This is a genomic window from Enterobacter cloacae subsp. cloacae ATCC 13047 (assembly GCF_000025565.1).
Classification (GTDB): domain Bacteria; phylum Pseudomonadota; class Gammaproteobacteria; order Enterobacterales; family Enterobacteriaceae; genus Enterobacter; species Enterobacter cloacae.
This window is the reverse complement of sequence record NC_014121.1, coordinates 4,646,322-4,662,525: the sequence shown is the minus strand read 5'-3', so window position 1 is coordinate 4,662,525 and position 16,204 is coordinate 4,646,322. Positions and strand designations below refer to the sequence as shown.

The following is a 16,204-nucleotide window of genomic DNA, read 5'->3' as shown; positions in this document are numbered from 1 at the left end:
AACCACATTTTTGACTGGAGATATGGCTGTATGGCGACACTAACCACCACCCAAACGTCACCTTCGCTGCTTGGCGGCGTGGTGATCATCGGCGGAACCATTATTGGTGCCGGGATGTTCTCCCTGCCAGTGGTCATGTCCGGTGCGTGGTTCTTCTGGTCGCTGGCTGCGCTGGTCTTCACCTGGTTCTGTATGCTCCATTCAGGGCTGATGATCCTTGAAGCCAACCTGAACTACCGCATTGGCTCCAGCTTCGACACCATCACGAAAGATCTGCTGGGTAAAGGATGGAACCTGGTGAACGGCCTTTCCATCGCGTTTGTGCTCTACATCCTGACCTACGCGTACATCTCAGCAAGCGGCTCGATTCTGCATCACACCTTTTCGGAGATGTCGCTGCACGTTCCGGCGCGCCTGGCCGGGTTGTGCTTTGCGCTGGGTGTCGCGTTTATCGTCTGGATGAGTACCAAAGCGGTGAGCCGGATGACGGCCATCGTTCTGGGCGCAAAGGTCATCACTTTCTTTCTGACCTTCGGTAGCCTGCTGGGGCACGTTACCCCGTCAACACTGTTTAACGTGGCTGAAACCAATACGTCGTACACGCCGTATCTGCTGATGACCCTGCCGTTCTGTCTGGCGTCGTTTGGCTACCACGGCAACGTACCGAGCCTGATGAAGTACTACGGCAAAGACCCGCGGACAATCGTCAAGTGCCTGGTTTACGGTACGCTGCTGGCGCTGGGGCTGTATGTGATTTGGCTGCTGGGGACGATGGGCAACATCCCGCGTCCTGAGTTTATCGGCATTGCGCAGAAGGGCGGGAATATAGATGTGCTGGTGCAGGCGCTGAGCGGTGTACTGAACAGCCGCAGTCTGGATCTGCTGCTGGTGGTATTCTCCAACTTTGCGGTTGCGAGCTCTTTCCTCGGCGTGACGCTCGGCCTGTTTGACTATCTGGCGGACCTGTTTGGCTTTGATGACTCCGCGATGGGGCGCTTCAAAACCGCACTGCTGACCTTCCTGCCACCGATGGTGGGCGGCCTGCTGTGGCCGAACGGCTTCCTGTACGCCATTGGTTATGCCGGTCTGGCGGCTACCATCTGGGCGGCAATTGTGCCGGCGCTGCTGGCGCGTAAATCCCGTCAGCGCTTCGGTAGCCCGAAATTCCGCGTCTGGGGCGGTAAACCGATGATTGCACTGATTCTGGTGTTTGGTGTTGGTAACGCGCTGGTCCACGTGCTGTCGAGCTTTAATCTGTTGCCGGTATATCAGTAAGTTTTTGTGCCGGATGGCGGCTACGCCTTATCCGGCCTACGCGATCCCGTAGGCCCGGTAAGCGAAGCGCCACCGGGCAAAAAACTACCCCACCAACTCCTCTTTCACCTGCATCGCCAGCTCAAACGAGTGCAAACGCGCCTGATGATCGAAAATCTGGCCGTTAACCATAATCTCATCAGCCTGCGTTTCGCGCAGCACCGCCTCAAGCCCGTGACGCACCTTCGCTTTATCTCCCACCAGCGACATGTTCAGCGCCTGTTGAACACCATACTGCTCGGAAGCTGACCACAGCTGATGCATATTCTCCACCGGCGGTGGAAGCTGGCCGGTCTCACCGCGACGCAGCTTCACAAACGCCTGCTGCATGGAGGTAAACAGGAATTCCGCATCGCGATTGCTGTCGGCGGCAATGATGTTGATACACACCATCGCGTACGGTTTCTCCAGCCTTTCAGAAGGTTTGAAGTTCGTGCGGTAGAGATGCAGCGCCTGATGCAGCATATCCGGTGCGAAGTGGGAGGCGAACGCGAAGGGCAGCCCCAGCTGTGCAGCAAGCTGCGCGCTATAAAGACTTGAGCCTAACAGCCATACCGGGATCTTCTCGCCATAGCCCGGCACCGGGCGCACGTGCGGGTTCGGGTCACGCGCATCGAACCAGTCCACCAGTTCAGCCACATCACGCGGGAAATTGTCGATGTCACCGCTCATATGGCGACGCAGGGCGCGCATGGTGGGCTGGTCGCTGCCCGGCGCACGGCCAAGGCCTAAATCAATACGGCCCGGGTAGAGGGTATTCAGCGTACCAAACTGTTCGGCGATCACCAGCGGCGCATGGTTTGGCAGCATCACGCCACCGGATCCCAGGTGCAGGGTGGTGGTGTTCGCGGCCAGATAGCCAATCAGCACCGAGGTGGCAGCGCTGGCGATGCCGACCATGTTGTGATGTTCCGCCAGCCAGTAACGGTGATAGCCACGCTTTTCGGCCAGTTGAGCCAGATCGAGAGAGTGCGAAAAGGCTTCTCTTGCCGAGGAGCCTTGTGGGATCGGCGCCAGATCCAGCACCGAAAACGGAAGGGTTTTGTCAGTCATAACAGCTCACTTTGTCGACGGTCAATCTTTAATACTGCATTAAATAATGATAACCGTTGTTAACAAAGTGAGCCTTTTTCAGGCCTGCAGCTCCAGTCCGGCCAGCCGCTTCCAGTATCCGTTACAGTCACTGTTTGCCGTCAGCGGCAGCGGCGATGCGCCGTTTTCATTGGCGCGAAAAGCATCCAGCATGGCAAACACGCTGGTGTCCAGCGGGGACAGACGCACCATGTCCACCAGTCCGTCCATCGACGCCAGCTCGTTACCAAGGTTATACACATAACCACTCATGGTCTGAATGCCGTTCAGGACAAACACCTGCTGATTCTCCTGCGACAGCATGCTGCGTCCGTTCGGGTACTTGATACAGCAGGTTTCGCACTCGTCTTTCGGGCGATCTTCAGAGCGGGCAGTGAAGCAGCGGGCAGAGTACGCCAGCGGCAGATGGCCATAGCTCAACACTTCCACTTCAAACTGGTTGCGAATACCCAGCTCGTCACACTGGTTCAGGAGGTTTACCAGCCAGTCACGCGACAGCTCTACCGGCATGCACCAGCGCGTCATCCCCTGTTTCAGCAGCAGGCGCAGGGTCACGGCGTTATAGCAGTTCAATGCATGGCCCGCGACAAACGGCAGCTTGCGTTCGGCGCACATATTCACCACGCCCAGATCGCTGGCCTCCAGCAGAAACTCGCCGTTCTCCACGTAGCGCTTCAGCTCACCCAGTTCAGATGAGGCCTGTACCAGCGCCAGCGTAGAGAGCACCACCTGTTTGCCGCTCCCGGCCAGGCTTTTCGCCATCTCCAGCCAGTCGCCTGCTTTGGTGGCACGGCGCTTGCTGCATACCGCTTCGCCAAGGTAAATCACATCGGCGCTGCAGGTCGCGGCCTGTTGATAAAAATCTTCCAGCGTCTCTTTTGGCCAGTAGTAAAGCACCGGTCCTAATGAATATTTCATGGTTATCTCACTGCCATTTACGGTGATACGCGCCAAGCGTGGTTTGGGTGCCTTCAGACATTGCGCCGAGCGTCTCCATCCAGGCCGATTGCGGGGCGTAGTTCTGCGGGTCTGCCATGCAGCGGTCAATGGCCTGACGCCAGACTTTCGCCACCTGACTGACGTAGGCCGGGCTGCGCTGGCGACCTTCAATCTTCACCGAGGCAATATTAGCGGCCAGCAGTTCCGGCAGCAGTTCCAGTGTGTTGAGGCTGGTGGGTTCTTCCAGCGCGTGATAACGCTCGCCGTCAACCAGATAGCGGCCTTTGCACAGCGTCGGGTAGCCAGCGTTTTCACCCTCCTGATAGCGGTCAATCAGTACCTCATTCAGGCGAGATTCCAGCCCCTGTGGCGTTTGCTGCCAGCGAACAAAGCGGGCAGGCGAGCACGCACCAACGGTATTAGGGGATTCACCGGTTAAATACGAGGAGAGATAGCAGCGGCCTTCAGCCATGATGCACAGGCTACCAAAGGCAAAAACTTCCAGCGGCACTGGCGTGACGCGCGCGAGTTGCTTAACCTGATGAATAGAGAGCACGCGCGGTAAAACCACCCGGGCCACGTCAAAGTTTTGATGATAAAAACGTATCGCCTCTTCGTTGGTGGCAGAGGCCTGAACAGAGACATGGCGCTCAATATGAGGATAGCGTTCTGCCGCATACTCTAGCATGGCGAGGTCGGCCAGAATCAGCGCATCGGCACCCAGCTGTGCTGCCATATCCACCGCGCGCTGCCAGCGGGCATAGCCATCAGGATGGGCAAAGGTATTGATGGCAATATGCAATTTGCGGCGGTGCTGATGTACGAAGTTAACGGCTTCCTGAAGCTTTTTCTCCGTAAAGTTGAGGCCCGCAAAATGGCGGGCGTTAGTATCATCTTTCAGCCCGATATAGACCGCATCGGCCCCATTTTCGATGGCCGCCTTAAGCGCCGGAAGGTTTCCGGCAGGGCAGAGCAGCTCCATAATTTATCCTGATGTCGTCGAGAGCAAAAATGTTAACGAGCTGGGATTTTAATTAACCCATACGCGACAATTTTTGATTTAAGGCAGCTAATGGCGTATTGATGGCACCAATAATGAGGTACACCGGACGACGGTTTGTTGATTTACGCCGCTATGTTCTCCTCCGGATATGGCAAAATACCCGGACTATCGCTATCAGGGAGTAAAGCTCGTGCTGGATAAACTGCGTTCACGTCTCGTACAATTTGGTCCATCAATGCTGAGCGTGCCGGTAAAACTGGCGCCGTTCGCGCTTAAACGTCAGGTGCTGGAGCAGCTCCTGAGCTGGCAGTTCCGCCAGGCGCTGCAGGAAGGCGAACTGGCGTTCCTGGAAGGCCGCTGGTTAAGCATTGAAGTGCGTGATATCGGTCTGCGCTGGTTTACCTCCGTCGAGAATGACCAGCTGATTGTGCGCCAGTCCGCCGACGCGGATGTGAGCTTTAGCGCCGACGCCTGCGATCTGCTGATGATCGCCGCGCGTAAGCAGGATCCGGATACCCTCTTTTTCCAGCGCCGTCTGGTCATTGAAGGCGATACGGAACTGGGTCTGTACGTCAAAAATTTAATGGATGCCATTGAGCTGGAGCAGATGCCAAAAGCGCTGCGCGTGATGTTAATGCAAATGGCAGATTTCGTTGAGGCCGGGCTGAAAACCCCGCCTGACAGTAAACACACTTCAGTAGGTGAGCCATGCTGATTCGAGTCGAAATTGGGATTGATGCACCGGGTATCGATGCGTTGTTACGCCGCTCTTTTGCGAGCGACGCAGAAGCCCAACTGGTCCACGATCTCCGCGAAGACGGCCTGATCACGCTGGGGCTGGTTGCCACCGATGACGAAGGTCAGGTGGTGGGCTATGTTGCCTTCAGCCCGGTAACCGTTCAGGGTGAAGAATTACAGTGGGTAGGAATGGCGCCGCTGGCGGTAGATGAACACTATCGTGGACAAGGGCTGGCACGTCAGCTGGTGTATGAAGGGCTGGACTCGCTCAATGAGTTTGGCTATGCCGCGGTGGTGACGCTGGGCGATCCTGCTTTCTATGGTCGCCTGGGTTTCGAGCCGGCGGCGCAGTACGATCTCCGCTGTCACTGGCCGGGCACCGAAACTGCCTTCCAGGTGCACCGTCTGGCGGATGACGCGCTCAACGGCGTAAATGGCCTCGTGGAGTATCACGACCATTTTAATCGCTTCTAATCAGGCTTTCACACAGCGCCTCAAACGATCCGTCTCCGGTGACGAGGCGCTCTTTCTGGCGCTTCGTTAACTGCTTAATGCGGTATTCCACTCTTAACGCCAGCGATCTGTCACCCACGGGGGCAGAAAAGGCGAGCGTCAATTCTCCTTTCCCCCGCAGCGATTTTGCCCCTTTTCCCGTTTGATGCTGAAGAAAACGCCGCGCCACATCGGTCGTGATCCCGGTGTAGAGAGCGTTATCGGCAGTACGGACAAGATAGAGAAACCAGCACACGGTAAACAGATTCAGTATGTTAAGGTGAACGCACCATAGCATGAGAGAGAACGAAAATGGAAACTCTGGCTGCCATTAACCGCTGGCTGGCGAAACAGCATGTTGTCACCTGGTGCGTGTATGACGACGGTGAAATGTGGTGCGCGAATGCGTTTTACTATTATGACCCTGAGCGCGTTGCGTTTTATGTGATGAGCGAAGATAAAACGCGCCATGCGCAGATGACCGGTCAGCAGGCGAAGGTGGCAGGGACAGTTAACGGTCAGCCTAAAACGGTGGCACTGATCCGTGGGGTGCAGTTTAAAGGGGAGATCCGTCGTCTGGATGGTGAAGAGAGCGACGCGCGCCGTAAGCACTACACGCGCCGCTTTCCGGTAGCCGCCGCCTTAAAAGCCCCGGTGTGGGAAATCCGCCTTGATGAGCTGAAATTTACCGACAACACGCTGGGCTTTGGCAAAAAGCTGCACTGGCTACGCGCCGAGCAGGCGTAGCGCTTCGCGGTTGAACGCCGGCAGATCGTCCGGGGTTCGGCTGGTGATCAGCTGGTCTTTGTCGTTGACCACCTCCTGATCGTAAAACTCGGCCCCCGCGTTTTTCAGATCGACAACGATCGGTTTCACGGCAGTGAGTTTACGCCCGCGCACCACATCCGCGCTGATAAGCAGTTGCGGACCATGGCAGATAGCAAAGACCGGTTTTCCGGTGGAGACAAAATCGCGGGTGAACGTTACGAAGCGCTCGTCGCCGCGCAGGGAGTCCGGTGAATGACCGCCGGGTAACAGCAGGGCATCAAAATCAGACGGGCTGACGTTATCGATGGTCTCATCGATGGTCACGCTGGCCTCGCCCTTATGGCCTTTCACCGTTTTTCCCGCCTCTTTCTCAATGGTGATGACCTCATGTCCCGCCTTGCGGAACGCCTCAGCAGGTGAGGTGAATTCTGAATCTTCAAACTCGTCGGTAATCAGGACTGCGATTTTTTTACCCATGCTTCCTCCGTTGTTTTCGCTTCAGACTGTTTTTTTCCCGTTTGTGGTAAATACTTACCGGTAACAGACTTCTAAGTGTGGTTGACCATGCTGAGTTCGCAAACGGACTATTCTGTAAAGGGGATGAAATGAGTCAGGTACTGATTACGGGGGCAACCGGGCTGGTGGGCGATCATCTGCTGCGGCTGCTGATCCAGGATCGTAGGGTGAACTACATTGCGGCCCCGACACGTCGACCGCTGGCGGACATTTCTGGCGTTTTTAATCCTCACGATCCACAGCTGACCGACGCACTGGCGCAGGTGCAGGATCCCATCGATATCGCCTTTTGCTGCCTCGGGACAACGCGGCGTGAGGCGGGCAGTAAAGAGGCGTTTGTTCATGCTGACTATACGCTGGTGGTTGATACGGCGCTAACGGCGAAAAAGCTGGGTGCCACCCATTTTGTGGTGGTCAGCTCGCTGGGCGCCAGCGCCCGTTCGCCGTTCTTTTACAGCAAGGTGAAGGGCGAGATGGAAGAGGCCCTGATTGCCCAGAAGTGGGAGCGGTTGACAATAGTCCGTCCCTCCATGCTGCTGGGGCATCGCGACGAGCGTCGTTTTAACGAGTCGATGTTTGCCCCGTTGTTCCGCATTCTCCCCGGTAACTGGAAATCCATCGAGGCGCGCGATGTGGCGCGTGCGATGTTAAAAGAGGGGCTGTCACCATCGCAGGAGGGAGTGAATATCATCCCTTCGGCGAAACTGCGTGAAATCGCGCAGGGCGAGGCGTAAACTCCCCCGGCTAATTAAATAACACTCTCCGGGGAATGCTATGACTGGTCAGTCTTCATCTCAGGCGGCAACACCTGTCCAATGGTGGAAGCCCGCGCTCTTCTTTCTCGTGGTCATTATCGGCCTCTGGTATGTGAAATGGCAGCCGTACTACGGTAAAGCCTTCACTGCCGCTGAAACGCACAGCATCGGTAAATCTATTCTCGCTCACGCTGATTCCAGCCCGCTTCGCGCGGCGTGGGATTATGCCATGGTCTATTTCCTTGCCGTCTGGAAAGCCGCCGTATTAGGCGTCATTCTGGGCTCGTTGATCCAGGTGCTTATCCCGCGTCACTGGCTGGTGAAAACCCTGGGGCAGCCACGTTTTCAGGGCACCCTGCTGGGGACCATTTTCTCCTTGCCGGGCATGATGTGTTCGTGCTGTGCCGCGCCTGTTGCTGCCGGTATGCGCCGTCAGCGAGTCTCTATGGGCGGTGCGCTGGCGTTCTGGATGGGCAACCCGCTGTTAAACCCGGCAACGCTGGTGTTTATGGGCTTTGTGCTGGGCTGGCATTTCGCCTTTATCCGCCTGGTGGCCGGTCTGATGACGGTGCTGGTGGTGGCAACGCTGGTGCAGAAATGGGTGAAAGATAACGCCGTTGAACCGGCCGCCATTGAGCTTGATGTCAGCGAGCCGCAGGGAAGCTTCTTTGCGCGCTGGGGGAATGCTCTGTGGCAGCTTTTCTGGAGCACCATTCCTGTGTATATCCTGGCGGTGTTGGTGCTCGGGGCCGCACGCGTCTGGCTATTCCCGCATGCCGACGGCGCCATCGACAATACCCTGATGTGGGTCATTGCGATGGCCGTTGCCGGTTGTCTGTTTGTGATCCCAACGGCGGCTGAAATTCCGATTGTGCAGACCATGATGTTGGCCGGCATGGGCACCGCACCGGCACTGGCGTTGCTCATTACCTTGCCTGCCATCAGCCTGCCGTCGCTTATCATGCTGCGTAAGTCATTCCCCGCTAAAGCGCTGTGGCTCACTGCAGGACTGGTGGCGTTGAGTGGGGTGATTGTGGGGGGGATTGCGCTTCTGTGAAAAAAGCCCGGTGGCGCGAGCACGCACCGGGCTTACAGTCAGGTGGGAATTACTTAATGTAAGTAAATGCGGTGGTGACGTGTTTCACGCCGCTCACCCGGCTGGCGATATCGGCCGCCGCTTTCCCTTCACGATCGGTAACCAGGCCCAGCAGGAACACTTCGCCGTTTTCGGTCGTCACTTTCACGTTGGATGATTTCACCTGGTCTGAACCCAGCAGTTGGGAACGGACTTTCGTGGTGATCCACGTGTCATTGGAGGCGGTACCAAGGCTGATTGGCTGCCCCTGACGGACTTCGTTGAAGACTTCCGCAGTGCCCTCTACGCCCATCGCGATCTGTTTTGCGCGGCTGGAGAGTTCGCTATTTGGCGCCTGGCCTGTCAGCAGCACTTTGCCCTGGTAAGCCGTCACGTTGATGCGCGCTTCTTTCTTAATTTGCTCGTCTTTCGACAGCGCACTGTTGACGCGCAGCTCCAGCGTGCCGTCATCTACCTGGGTGCCAACGGTGCGCGGATCGGTCGCTGCTTTGGTGCCGACGGCAGCGGTACCCACGACAGCCGCAGCGATACATCCCTGCAGCAGTAATGCAGACATAAGGACTGCGAGGGTCGATAAAGCCTTCATGAGAACTCCTTAATCATCCTGGTGAGGGAAAAGCGTGTTATCGATCAAATCACATAAGCAGTTCACCGTGAGCATATGCATCTCCTGAATGCGTGCACTACGGTGAGACGGAATGCGGATTTCCACATCCTGCGGCCCCAGCAGGCCCGCCAGCTCGCCCCCGTCATAGCCGGTTAAGGCAACGATAGTCATATCGCGGGTAACGGCGGCTTCGACGGCTTTGACAATGTCACGGCTATTGCCGCGCGTGGAGATGGCCAGCAGCACATCGCCCGCATGGCCCAGGGCACGCACCTGCTTAGCGTAAATCTCGTCATGCAGACGATCGTTAGCAATCGCTGTTAAGACCACATTATCGGTATTAAGTGCAATGGCAGGTAAACTGGGGCGTTCTGTTTCAAAACGATTGATCATACTGGCAGCAAAATGCTGTGCGTTGGCAGCGGACGTGCCATTGCCACAACAGAGGATTTTGTTGCCATTGAGCAGGGACTGCACCAGCGTCATGGCGGCGCGAGAGATTGCGTCAGGGAGGGCTTCTGCCGCGGCAATCTGAGTCTGAATGCTTTCTGTGAAGCACACTTTAATTCTTTCGAGCACGTTATCCCTTTTAAATCTTAATTATGCGTCTTCGCCAAAAGCGTTTTTCAGCCATTCGATCTCGTTTCCGGTGAAGGCTAACACATCGAACCGGCAATCCACAGTATCAAAACTCCCATTATGGCGGGCAAGCCACAAGTGGGCAGTCTGTAATAATTTATGTTGTTTGGCGGGCGTCACGCTGGCGGCAGCACCGCCAAAACGGGAAGACTGTCGGTAGCGTACTTCCACAAACACAATGACCTGACCCTCTTTCATGATCAGATCGATTTCGCCGCCACGTCCGCGAACGTTAGCGGCGATAAAGCGCAGTCCCTTGCCCTCAAGCCAGCGACGCGCTTTTAATTCCCAGGCGTCGCCGGTCTCTTTACGGCTTAACTGGCCGGGACGATTTGTCCCTGCTGGTATTTGAGCCATGATAACTTCCTGTTAATCACGCAATCCTGAGTGGCCGTCAGATCGCCGGTATTGCCGTTTAGCTCAAAGCCCGGCACCTGACGCATTTGGGTAAAGTGGTTCGCCAGCGTCCAGGCATCGACGCCCATCGCGTACAGACGCGCCAGTGAGTAGTCGTTACGGACTGCGCTCAGCGCCTGCTGCATCAGGGCCGGATTGCTGCCCGCCAGCATCGGAATTTCGCTGTATTGCAGGCCGTCCATCTCCAGGCGGAAATCCGGGCCTGCGGTGCCTTGTGCGCTGCGAGAGCTGGCGTAGAGCGTGGCGCCGCTCTGGCTGCCGTTACGCATGGCGATCATCGGCTTGATAAAGGCAATCTCTTGCGGCGTAGCGACGATATAGGCCGCATCCACTTTACCGCCACCGCTAATCTGCGCGTCGGTAGGTGGGGCAGGGATGGTCAGACCGCCAATCGTCACGCTCTGCTGCTGTGGCAGGCTTGCACTCACCGGACTGCCGTTAAGCGCAATACCCGCGCCGCCGTTAACGCCCGCGCGCAGTTCAGAGACGGAGCCGAATTTCTGCTGCAGCACGATGCCGCCGCCCAGCTTCTGCCACTCTTCGGCAAAGGCGTTGGCGACGCGATCGCCCAGCGTACTGCGAGGGATCAGCAGCAGCGGAGACTGTTTCCCTTGCTCGTGAATATGACGCGCCGCATCGCGGGCTTCATCTTCCGGAGAGAGGGCGAAATAGCAGATATTGGCGCGGTTCTGAACCTGTTCAGGCTGGTTGAGCGCCAGCACGTTCAGCGCAGTGTTGCTCTTCATCAGCTCTTCGACGTTGTTTTTCAGCAGCGGACCCACAACGATGCTGGCACCGTCCTGTTGCACCTGCGCCAGAACCTGATCGAGCGGTTGAGAACTGGTGTCGTATATTTTCAGCTCAGCGCCCGGGTTAGCGCTGGTGGTGGCTGCGGCCTGTGGCTGGGCAGCAGGCTGAGCGGCAGGTTGTGCTGCGGGCTCAGTGGTCTGCGGTTGAGGTTGCTCCGCTGTTGCAGGCTCTGTCGCCGGTGCGGATTGTGTCTCTACCGGAGTCGCAGGCGCGGGTGCTGCGGCCGCAGGTGTGGTCGGTGCCGTCACCGGGTTCTGCATCGTCCCCTGCGGCGGCGTTTGTGCTGTGGTCAGGTCGCTGGTTTCCGCGGCGGAAGGGCTGACAACGTCGTTCACGTTTGCCGCCTGAGCTGCCTGCGCCGGAACTGCACTGCCGGTCACTGGCGTGGTACCGTTCTTCGCCGCTTCAAAACCTTGTTGAATGGTGCGGCCAAATACCGCCGCCTGGCCGTTCAACGGCAGAAGCAGGGCGATTTTGCTGGTGGAGGCAGGCTTAAAGTTCTGCACGTTCACCAGCTGTGTCGGCAGCATTTTCGCGCCCGGGTTTTGTGGGTAGCGCGTTTGCCAGTCGGTAATACCGGCTTTCAGCATGTTTGGATCGCTGCGGTTGTTAAACCACATCTGTTGCAGATCCAGCCACCCCTGCAACACGTTTTCATCAGCATTGATGACCAGCGCCTGCGCCTGTTCCTGGGTCATTGAGGCGAGCGCCTGCCAGGTGGAATCGATATTTTTCTGCTTGTCCGCACCGCCGAGCAGCGGCTCCTGGGCGATCAGCGCCCGCAGCAGCGTCAGGGAAGGACGTCCCTGCTCAGCGGTGATACCCGCCTGCCAGAAACGGGCCTGCTGATTTTTATCCAGCGCGCTCACGTCGATGTCGCCAAGGATCTTTTTCGCGGCGGCATAATCTTTCAGCGCGACTTTCAGCTCGGCAGAGAGCAGGCTCTGCTCAAGACGCTGGGCATCGTTAAGCTCGTGCGGAAGCTGGTTGAACAGTTCGGCGGCCTGCTGGGTTTTGCCCTCTTTCAGCAGTGCACGAATGGCGAGTAATTGCCAGTTGATCCTGGTATCATTTGAGCTTTGCGACATTTGTTGCAGATAAAAGCCAGAATCAGCCTGAGCGGATCCCTGCAGATGGGCCGTGCTCTGGTCAGGTGCCTGGGTGCCACAGCCTGCAAAGATCAGGGCTGCCAGCAGAAGCGGCACGCTGCGCGTGGCTTTTTTTCGAAGAAACGTTAACGGTACCATACTGTATCCAGTGATTTTTTTTACGCAATGCTCAATATTAAATCGGCAATACGGACGAAACAATGAAACAACACGAAACGGCAGAGAATTCTCAAGGCCAGCTTTATATTGTACCTACTCCTATCGGGAATTTGTCTGATATTACCCAACGTGCGCTGACCGTATTGCAAGCTGTTGATTTAATTGCCGCTGAAGATACCCGGCATACCGGTTTATTGCTGCAACACTTTGCGATTAACGCTCGTCTCTTCGCCCTGCACGATCATAATGAGCAGCAAAAAGCAGAAACGCTGGTGGCGAAGCTCAAAGAGGGGCAGAACATTGCGCTCGTCTCTGACGCCGGTACGCCGCTGATTAACGACCCGGGCTACCATCTGGTGCGTACCTGCCGTGAAGCCGGGATCCGGGTGGTCCCACTGCCGGGACCGTGTGCTGCGATTGCTGCGTTGAGCGCAGCGGGCCTGCCGTCCGATCGTTTCTGCTATGAAGGTTTCCTGCCCGCCAAATCCAAAGGCCGCCGTGACGTGTTAAAAGAGTTGGAAGCTGAACCGCGTACGCTGATTTTCTACGAATCCACGCATCGCCTGCTGGAAAGCCTGGAAGATATGGTGACCGTCTGGGGAGAGAGCCGCTACGTGGTGCTGGCGCGCGAGCTGACCAAAACCTGGGAAACCATTCACGGCGCGCCGGTCGGCGAACTGCTGGCGTGGGTAAAAGAGGACGAAAACCGTCGCAAGGGTGAGATGGTGCTGATTGTCGAAGGGCATAAAGCGGAGGAGGACGCACTGCCTGCCGATGCGCTGCGTACTCTGGCACTGCTACAGGCTGAATTGCCGCTTAAGAAAGCAGCAGCACTGGCGGCAGAAATCCACGGCGTGAAGAAGAATGCGCTCTATAAATATGCGCTGGAGCAGCAGGGGGAGTAAGCCCCTGCGTGCTTATTTTGCCGGGTGACGGCTGCGCCTTACCCGGCCTACGATTAGTGAACAGGCATCGCCTCAAATACCAGCGTTTCCAGCGGTTTGAGGGTAATCACCACCGCGTTTTTATACTCTGCCGGTATCGTGGCGTTACTGCCATAGACCGCTTTCAGGCTAAACGGCGTCGCATCTCCGGTCGGGATTTCGAAATCTTTCGTCAAATCCAGATAATAGCTTTGCGGCTTATCCGACGGGTTTCGTAATCCAAAAATGGCTTTGTCTTTATTCCACGACGCCCAGCCGTAGATCTCAAGCGCCGTTGGGTCTCCGCCAATCCAGTGGGTATCCACCAGCACACTGGCGTTATCCCGGGACCATTTGGCAGCCTGCGCCAGGGTATCCCACTTCGCCTTGTTGAGCATTGAAGGGGTGATATACAGCTCCTGCAACTGGGTGCCGGTGGCGAAGTAGCTCCAGACCTGGTCAGCAAAATCGCTGTCCGTTTGCACCTTCTCCAGACCGTAATACGCATTCTCCGCGCTGACGATCCCGTGATACATCAGGGAGTTCAGCGGGAATAGCGGACCTTTACGCACAATAGAGCGATACGTCTCCGCATCGCGATAGGTCATCCACTGCTGCACCGGTGTGCCGGGGCCGTACAGGTTGATGTCGTCTCCCTGACGCCAGATGGAATCGGCGTAGAACAGCCAGGATGGGCTGGCATTGGTACCGGTCGTCAGGTTAATAAACAGATTCGGATTGGCGCTGCGCATGTTATGCAGCAGTGCAATAGAGGCGTCAAAATCCGAGGCGAACGGGCTGCCCTTAATATGCGAATTGGCATTACCCATCCCGTCGAGCTTGAACGAGGTAATGTGCTCGTTTTTGATAAGCTTAACGATCTGCTCATTAAAATTTTTAAAATAATTCGGGCCTGACAGCGCCAGCTTCCCGTCTACCGTTTCGAAACCGTACTCTTTTGCATGCGAGACGCGCGTATCGCGCGGTTTGTTATATCCGCCCCATGGCGAGAGCCACAGGCCAACAGAGCTGTGCAGGCTGTCTGCTTTCTCCCGTACCTTGCCAAAACCTTTGCTGAAAGCCGGGCCGAACAGCCATCGCCCGGTAAGGTCATCCCAGCCATCGTCAAGCAGGAAAGCATCCAGCGCGACACCCCGCCCGGCAATAAACTCCTTGTTCCATTCGTCCATCCGCCCCAGCACATCCTGCTCGGAGTAAGGTGTAAAGAAGCCGATATCCATCCAGCTGTTGTAGTGTAAGTAAGGTTTATACGGACGCGGACGCACGGCATCGATAAACTGGTTTACGCTACGGCGCAGTTGGCTGGTCTCCGGGAAGGTACCGAAGTAGGTGGTGTAGCTGACCGGTGTTGCCGGCTGAATGGGGGTTTTCAGCTCCACATTGAGGTTAGTCGTCGCTTCATAGGCGTACGTGTTAACGATGGGTTTATCCGGCAGGATAAAGAACGAGTCTGCGATAATCGGCGAGCTGTTAATTGCCCCATCTACGTAAGGTGCCTGAGCCTGCTTTTTGGTCGGGAAGAAGGTGATTTTCGCCACATCCCGTGGCTGCCCGACGGCGGCGATGGTGTAGTCGATGCTGGCGTATTTGCCCTTCACCAGGTTCAACTTCACCGTCACGTTAAAGTCAGGATGGGTGAAGTCGACGACAATTCCACTGTCCTGTTTTTCGACATGTTTGACCTTAAAATCCGCCGTGTGAATTTTAGTCTCGTCCGGCAGCGTCAGAAAGAACAGCTCCTGCGGCTTCAGCGGATGATTAGCCCTGGTGTCCTTCACCACGACCGTCGAGTTCGCGTCATCAAATGACAGGGCAATGTTGTCGTTATTAAGGGAGTAATTCGCTGCTATCGCGCTATGGGAAACACACAGGGCAAGCATGGATAGGGTGAGGATTTTTTTCATCAGGGTAAGATCCTTTTTCATCAGGCTTCTGCCGGAAGCAGCAAGCGGTTTGCCGAGCCACACACGGTAATTTTGCTTCTGACCACCTCTTTCATGGCATCCATTCCGACCCGCATATAAAAACGCGGATCGTTACCCTGCGGGTTTTCAGCAAACCAGGCTTTCACTGCGTCAGAGAAGGCGATTTTCAGCTCGGTCGCCACGTTGACTTTGCACACACCCAGCGCGATGGTGCGACGTACATCCTCATCCGGCACATCGCTCGCGCCATGCAGCACCAGCGGCACGGTGACCACTTCGCGGATCTCGGCCAGGCGCTGAAAGTCAATTTTAGGGCGTTTGGTATACAGGCCATGTGCGGTGCCGATGGCGACGGCGAGGCTATCGACGCCGGTCAGTTCGACAAAGCGTTTCGCTTCCTGCGGGTCGGTGAGAAATGCACTCTCCGCGTCGACGCTCATGTCATCTTCCACGCCGCCCAGACGGCCCAGCTCAGCCTCGACGCTACAGTCGTTGAGGTGGCAGAAATCGACTACCGATTTCACCAGCTTCACGTTTTGTTCAAACGGATAGTGGCTGCCGTCGATCATCGCGCTACGCACGCCAGCGTTAACCTTGCGACGAATATCGTCGAGGGATTCGTGATGATCGAGATGCAGCGCCAGCGGCATGTCGTAAGTTAATGAATATGCGCTGCACAGGGCGTAGATCTCTTCCAGGGCAATATGTTTGAACGTGCCCGGCGTGCCTGCGAGGATCACTGGCGATCGCATCTCGCTACACACTTCGAGGATCGCCTGGATCGTCTCTGCGTTGTGGATGTTAAACGCCGGTACGGCGTAGCCTTTTGCCTGTGCGTCCTGCAGAAGATATTTCGTTGAGATAATGCTCATGATGCGATC

At 56.5% G+C, this 16,204-nt stretch carries 18 protein-coding genes; 7 read left to right on the top strand and 11 right to left on the bottom strand.

What is annotated here, in order from left to right:
* Positions 1-30 precede the first annotated feature (30 nt).
* Positions 31-1,275 carry a tryptophan permease gene (mtr, locus tag ECL_RS22650; protein WP_013098910.1) on the top strand — a complete coding sequence of 415 codons (1,245 nt, stop codon included), beginning with the start codon at positions 31-33 and terminating at the stop codon, positions 1,273-1,275.
* Positions 1,276-1,359: 84 nt separating this feature from the next.
* Here mtr and ECL_RS22645 read toward each other — a convergent pair whose 3' ends face one another.
* The 3 genes from ECL_RS22645 to ubiU form a co-directional block, all read right to left on the bottom strand.
* On the bottom strand, positions 1,360-2,367 hold the full coding sequence (locus tag ECL_RS22645) for a luciferase-like monooxygenase (protein WP_013098909.1): 1,008 nt from the start codon (positions 2,365-2,367) through the stop codon (positions 1,360-1,362).
* Between the two features lie 78 nt (positions 2,368-2,445).
* Entirely contained in the window at positions 2,446-3,324 is an 879-nt protein-coding gene (locus tag ECL_RS22640) for a U32 family peptidase (RefSeq protein WP_013098908.1), read from the bottom strand.
* A gap of 7 nt (positions 3,325-3,331) precedes the next feature.
* Positions 3,332-4,327, bottom strand: coding sequence for a ubiquinone anaerobic biosynthesis protein UbiU (gene ubiU, locus ECL_RS22635; protein ID WP_013098907.1), 996 nt, complete (start codon positions 4,325-4,327; stop codon positions 3,332-3,334).
* 211 nt (positions 4,328-4,538) lie between these two features.
* Here ubiU and ubiT point away from each other — a divergent pair, with 211 nt between their 5' ends.
* Together ubiT and ECL_RS22625 are read left to right on the top strand one after the other, a co-directional pair.
* Complete coding sequence (ubiT, locus tag ECL_RS22630) at positions 4,539-5,063, top strand: ubiquinone anaerobic biosynthesis accessory factor UbiT (RefSeq protein WP_038420959.1); 525 nt, start codon at positions 4,539-4,541, stop codon at positions 5,061-5,063.
* Positions 5,057-5,560, top strand: a complete 504-nt coding sequence (locus ECL_RS22625; protein ID WP_013098905.1) for a GNAT family N-acetyltransferase — start codon at positions 5,057-5,059, stop codon at positions 5,558-5,560. Before ubiT ends, ECL_RS22625 begins: the two co-directional genes overlap by 7 nt.
* Here the strand turns inward: ECL_RS22625 and ECL_RS22620 are convergent.
* A complete protein-coding gene (locus tag ECL_RS22620; RefSeq protein ID WP_013098904.1) occupies positions 5,547-5,876 on the bottom strand; it encodes a GIY-YIG nuclease family protein in 330 nt (109 codons plus the stop codon). The two genes, ECL_RS22625 and ECL_RS22620, sit on opposite strands and share 14 nt — an antisense overlap.
* A gap of 14 nt (positions 5,877-5,890) precedes the next feature.
* Here ECL_RS22620 and ECL_RS22615 point away from each other — a divergent pair, with 14 nt between their 5' ends.
* Entirely contained in the window at positions 5,891-6,325 is a 435-nt protein-coding gene (locus ECL_RS22615; RefSeq protein WP_013098903.1) for a YhbP family protein, read from the top strand.
* On the opposite strand, the gene ECL_RS22610 is transcribed toward ECL_RS22615, so the two are convergent.
* Positions 6,305-6,823, bottom strand: coding sequence for a type 1 glutamine amidotransferase domain-containing protein (locus ECL_RS22610; protein WP_013098902.1), 519 nt, complete (start codon positions 6,821-6,823; stop codon positions 6,305-6,307). The two genes, ECL_RS22615 and ECL_RS22610, sit on opposite strands and share 21 nt — an antisense overlap.
* Positions 6,824-6,951: 128 nt before the next feature.
* Between ECL_RS22610 and ECL_RS22605 the strand changes: the two genes are divergently transcribed.
* A complete protein-coding gene (locus ECL_RS22605; RefSeq protein ID WP_013098901.1) occupies positions 6,952-7,596 on the top strand; it encodes an NAD(P)H-binding protein in 645 nt (214 codons plus the stop codon).
* A 40-nt stretch (positions 7,597-7,636) separates the two neighbouring features.
* Complete coding sequence (locus ECL_RS22600) at positions 7,637-8,674, top strand: permease (RefSeq protein ID WP_044157663.1); 1,038 nt, start codon at positions 7,637-7,639, stop codon at positions 8,672-8,674.
* Between the two features lie 49 nt (positions 8,675-8,723).
* Here ECL_RS22600 and dolP read toward each other — a convergent pair whose 3' ends face one another.
* The 4 genes from dolP to ECL_RS22580 are packed head-to-tail and all read right to left on the bottom strand — an operon-like array spanning position 8,724 to position 12,433.
* Positions 8,724-9,299 (bottom strand): division/outer membrane stress-associated lipid-binding lipoprotein, encoded by a 576-nt coding sequence (gene dolP, locus ECL_RS22595; protein ID WP_013098899.1) that lies wholly within the window; start codon positions 9,297-9,299, stop codon positions 8,724-8,726.
* A 9-nt stretch (positions 9,300-9,308) separates the two neighbouring features.
* Entirely contained in the window at positions 9,309-9,899 is a 591-nt protein-coding gene (gene diaA / locus ECL_RS22590; RefSeq protein WP_003861754.1) for a DnaA initiator-associating protein DiaA, read from the bottom strand.
* 21 nt (positions 9,900-9,920) lie between these two features.
* A complete protein-coding gene (locus ECL_RS22585) occupies positions 9,921-10,316 on the bottom strand; it encodes a YraN family protein (protein WP_013098898.1) in 396 nt (131 codons plus the stop codon).
* The gene (locus ECL_RS22580; protein ID WP_013098897.1) at positions 10,274-12,433 is read right to left on the bottom strand and encodes a penicillin-binding protein activator; all 2,160 of its coding nucleotides are present in this window, start codon (positions 12,431-12,433) and stop codon (positions 10,274-10,276) included. Before ECL_RS22580 ends, ECL_RS22585 begins: the two co-directional genes overlap by 43 nt.
* A 62-nt stretch (positions 12,434-12,495) precedes the next feature.
* Between ECL_RS22580 and rsmI the strand changes: the two genes are divergently transcribed.
* Positions 12,496-13,359, top strand: coding sequence for a 16S rRNA (cytidine(1402)-2'-O)-methyltransferase (rsmI, locus tag ECL_RS22575; RefSeq protein WP_013098896.1), 864 nt, complete (start codon positions 12,496-12,498; stop codon positions 13,357-13,359).
* 53 nt (positions 13,360-13,412) lie between these two features.
* On the opposite strand, the gene ECL_RS22570 is transcribed toward rsmI, so the two are convergent.
* Positions 13,413-15,302, bottom strand: coding sequence for an alpha-galactosidase (locus ECL_RS22570; protein WP_044159238.1), 1,890 nt, complete (start codon positions 15,300-15,302; stop codon positions 13,413-13,415).
* A 20-nt stretch (positions 15,303-15,322) separates the two neighbouring features.
* Complete coding sequence (kbaY, locus tag ECL_RS22565) at positions 15,323-16,195, bottom strand: tagatose-bisphosphate aldolase subunit KbaY (protein ID WP_013098894.1); 873 nt, start codon at positions 16,193-16,195, stop codon at positions 15,323-15,325.
* Positions 16,196-16,204 lie beyond the last annotated feature (9 nt).

Coding starts and splice junctions, on each gene's coding strand:
- ECL_RS22625 (WP_013098905.1), top strand. CDS start 5,057: ATGCTGATTCGAGTCGAAATTGGGATTGATGCACCGGGTATCGATGCG.
- ECL_RS22640 (WP_013098908.1), bottom strand. CDS start 3,324: ATGAAATATTCATTAGGACCGGTGCTTTACTACTGGCCAAAAGAGACG.
- ECL_RS22585 (WP_013098898.1), bottom strand. CDS start 10,316: ATGGCTCAAATACCAGCAGGGACAAATCGTCCCGGCCAGTTAAGCCGT.
- ECL_RS22645 (WP_013098909.1), bottom strand. CDS start 2,367: ATGACTGACAAAACCCTTCCGTTTTCGGTGCTGGATCTGGCGCCGATC.
- ECL_RS22615 (WP_013098903.1), top strand. CDS start 5,891: ATGGAAACTCTGGCTGCCATTAACCGCTGGCTGGCGAAACAGCATGTT.
- ECL_RS22570 (WP_044159238.1), bottom strand. CDS start 15,302: ATGAAAAAAATCCTCACCCTATCCATGCTTGCCCTGTGTGTTTCCCAT.
- ECL_RS22600 (WP_044157663.1), top strand. CDS start 7,637: ATGACTGGTCAGTCTTCATCTCAGGCGGCAACACCTGTCCAATGGTGG.
- mtr (WP_013098910.1), top strand. CDS start 31: ATGGCGACACTAACCACCACCCAAACGTCACCTTCGCTGCTTGGCGGC.
- ubiU (WP_013098907.1), bottom strand. CDS start 4,327: ATGGAGCTGCTCTGCCCTGCCGGAAACCTTCCGGCGCTTAAGGCGGCC.
- ECL_RS22610 (WP_013098902.1), bottom strand. CDS start 6,823: ATGGGTAAAAAAATCGCAGTCCTGATTACCGACGAGTTTGAAGATTCA.
- ECL_RS22605 (WP_013098901.1), top strand. CDS start 6,952: ATGAGTCAGGTACTGATTACGGGGGCAACCGGGCTGGTGGGCGATCAT.
- rsmI (WP_013098896.1), top strand. CDS start 12,496: ATGAAACAACACGAAACGGCAGAGAATTCTCAAGGCCAGCTTTATATT.
- dolP (WP_013098899.1), bottom strand. CDS start 9,299: ATGAAGGCTTTATCGACCCTCGCAGTCCTTATGTCTGCATTACTGCTG.
- kbaY (WP_013098894.1), bottom strand. CDS start 16,195: ATGAGCATTATCTCAACGAAATATCTTCTGCAGGACGCACAGGCAAAA.
- ECL_RS22580 (WP_013098897.1), bottom strand. CDS start 12,433: ATGGTACCGTTAACGTTTCTTCGAAAAAAAGCCACGCGCAGCGTGCCG.
- ECL_RS22620 (WP_013098904.1), bottom strand. CDS start 5,876: ATGCTATGGTGCGTTCACCTTAACATACTGAATCTGTTTACCGTGTGC.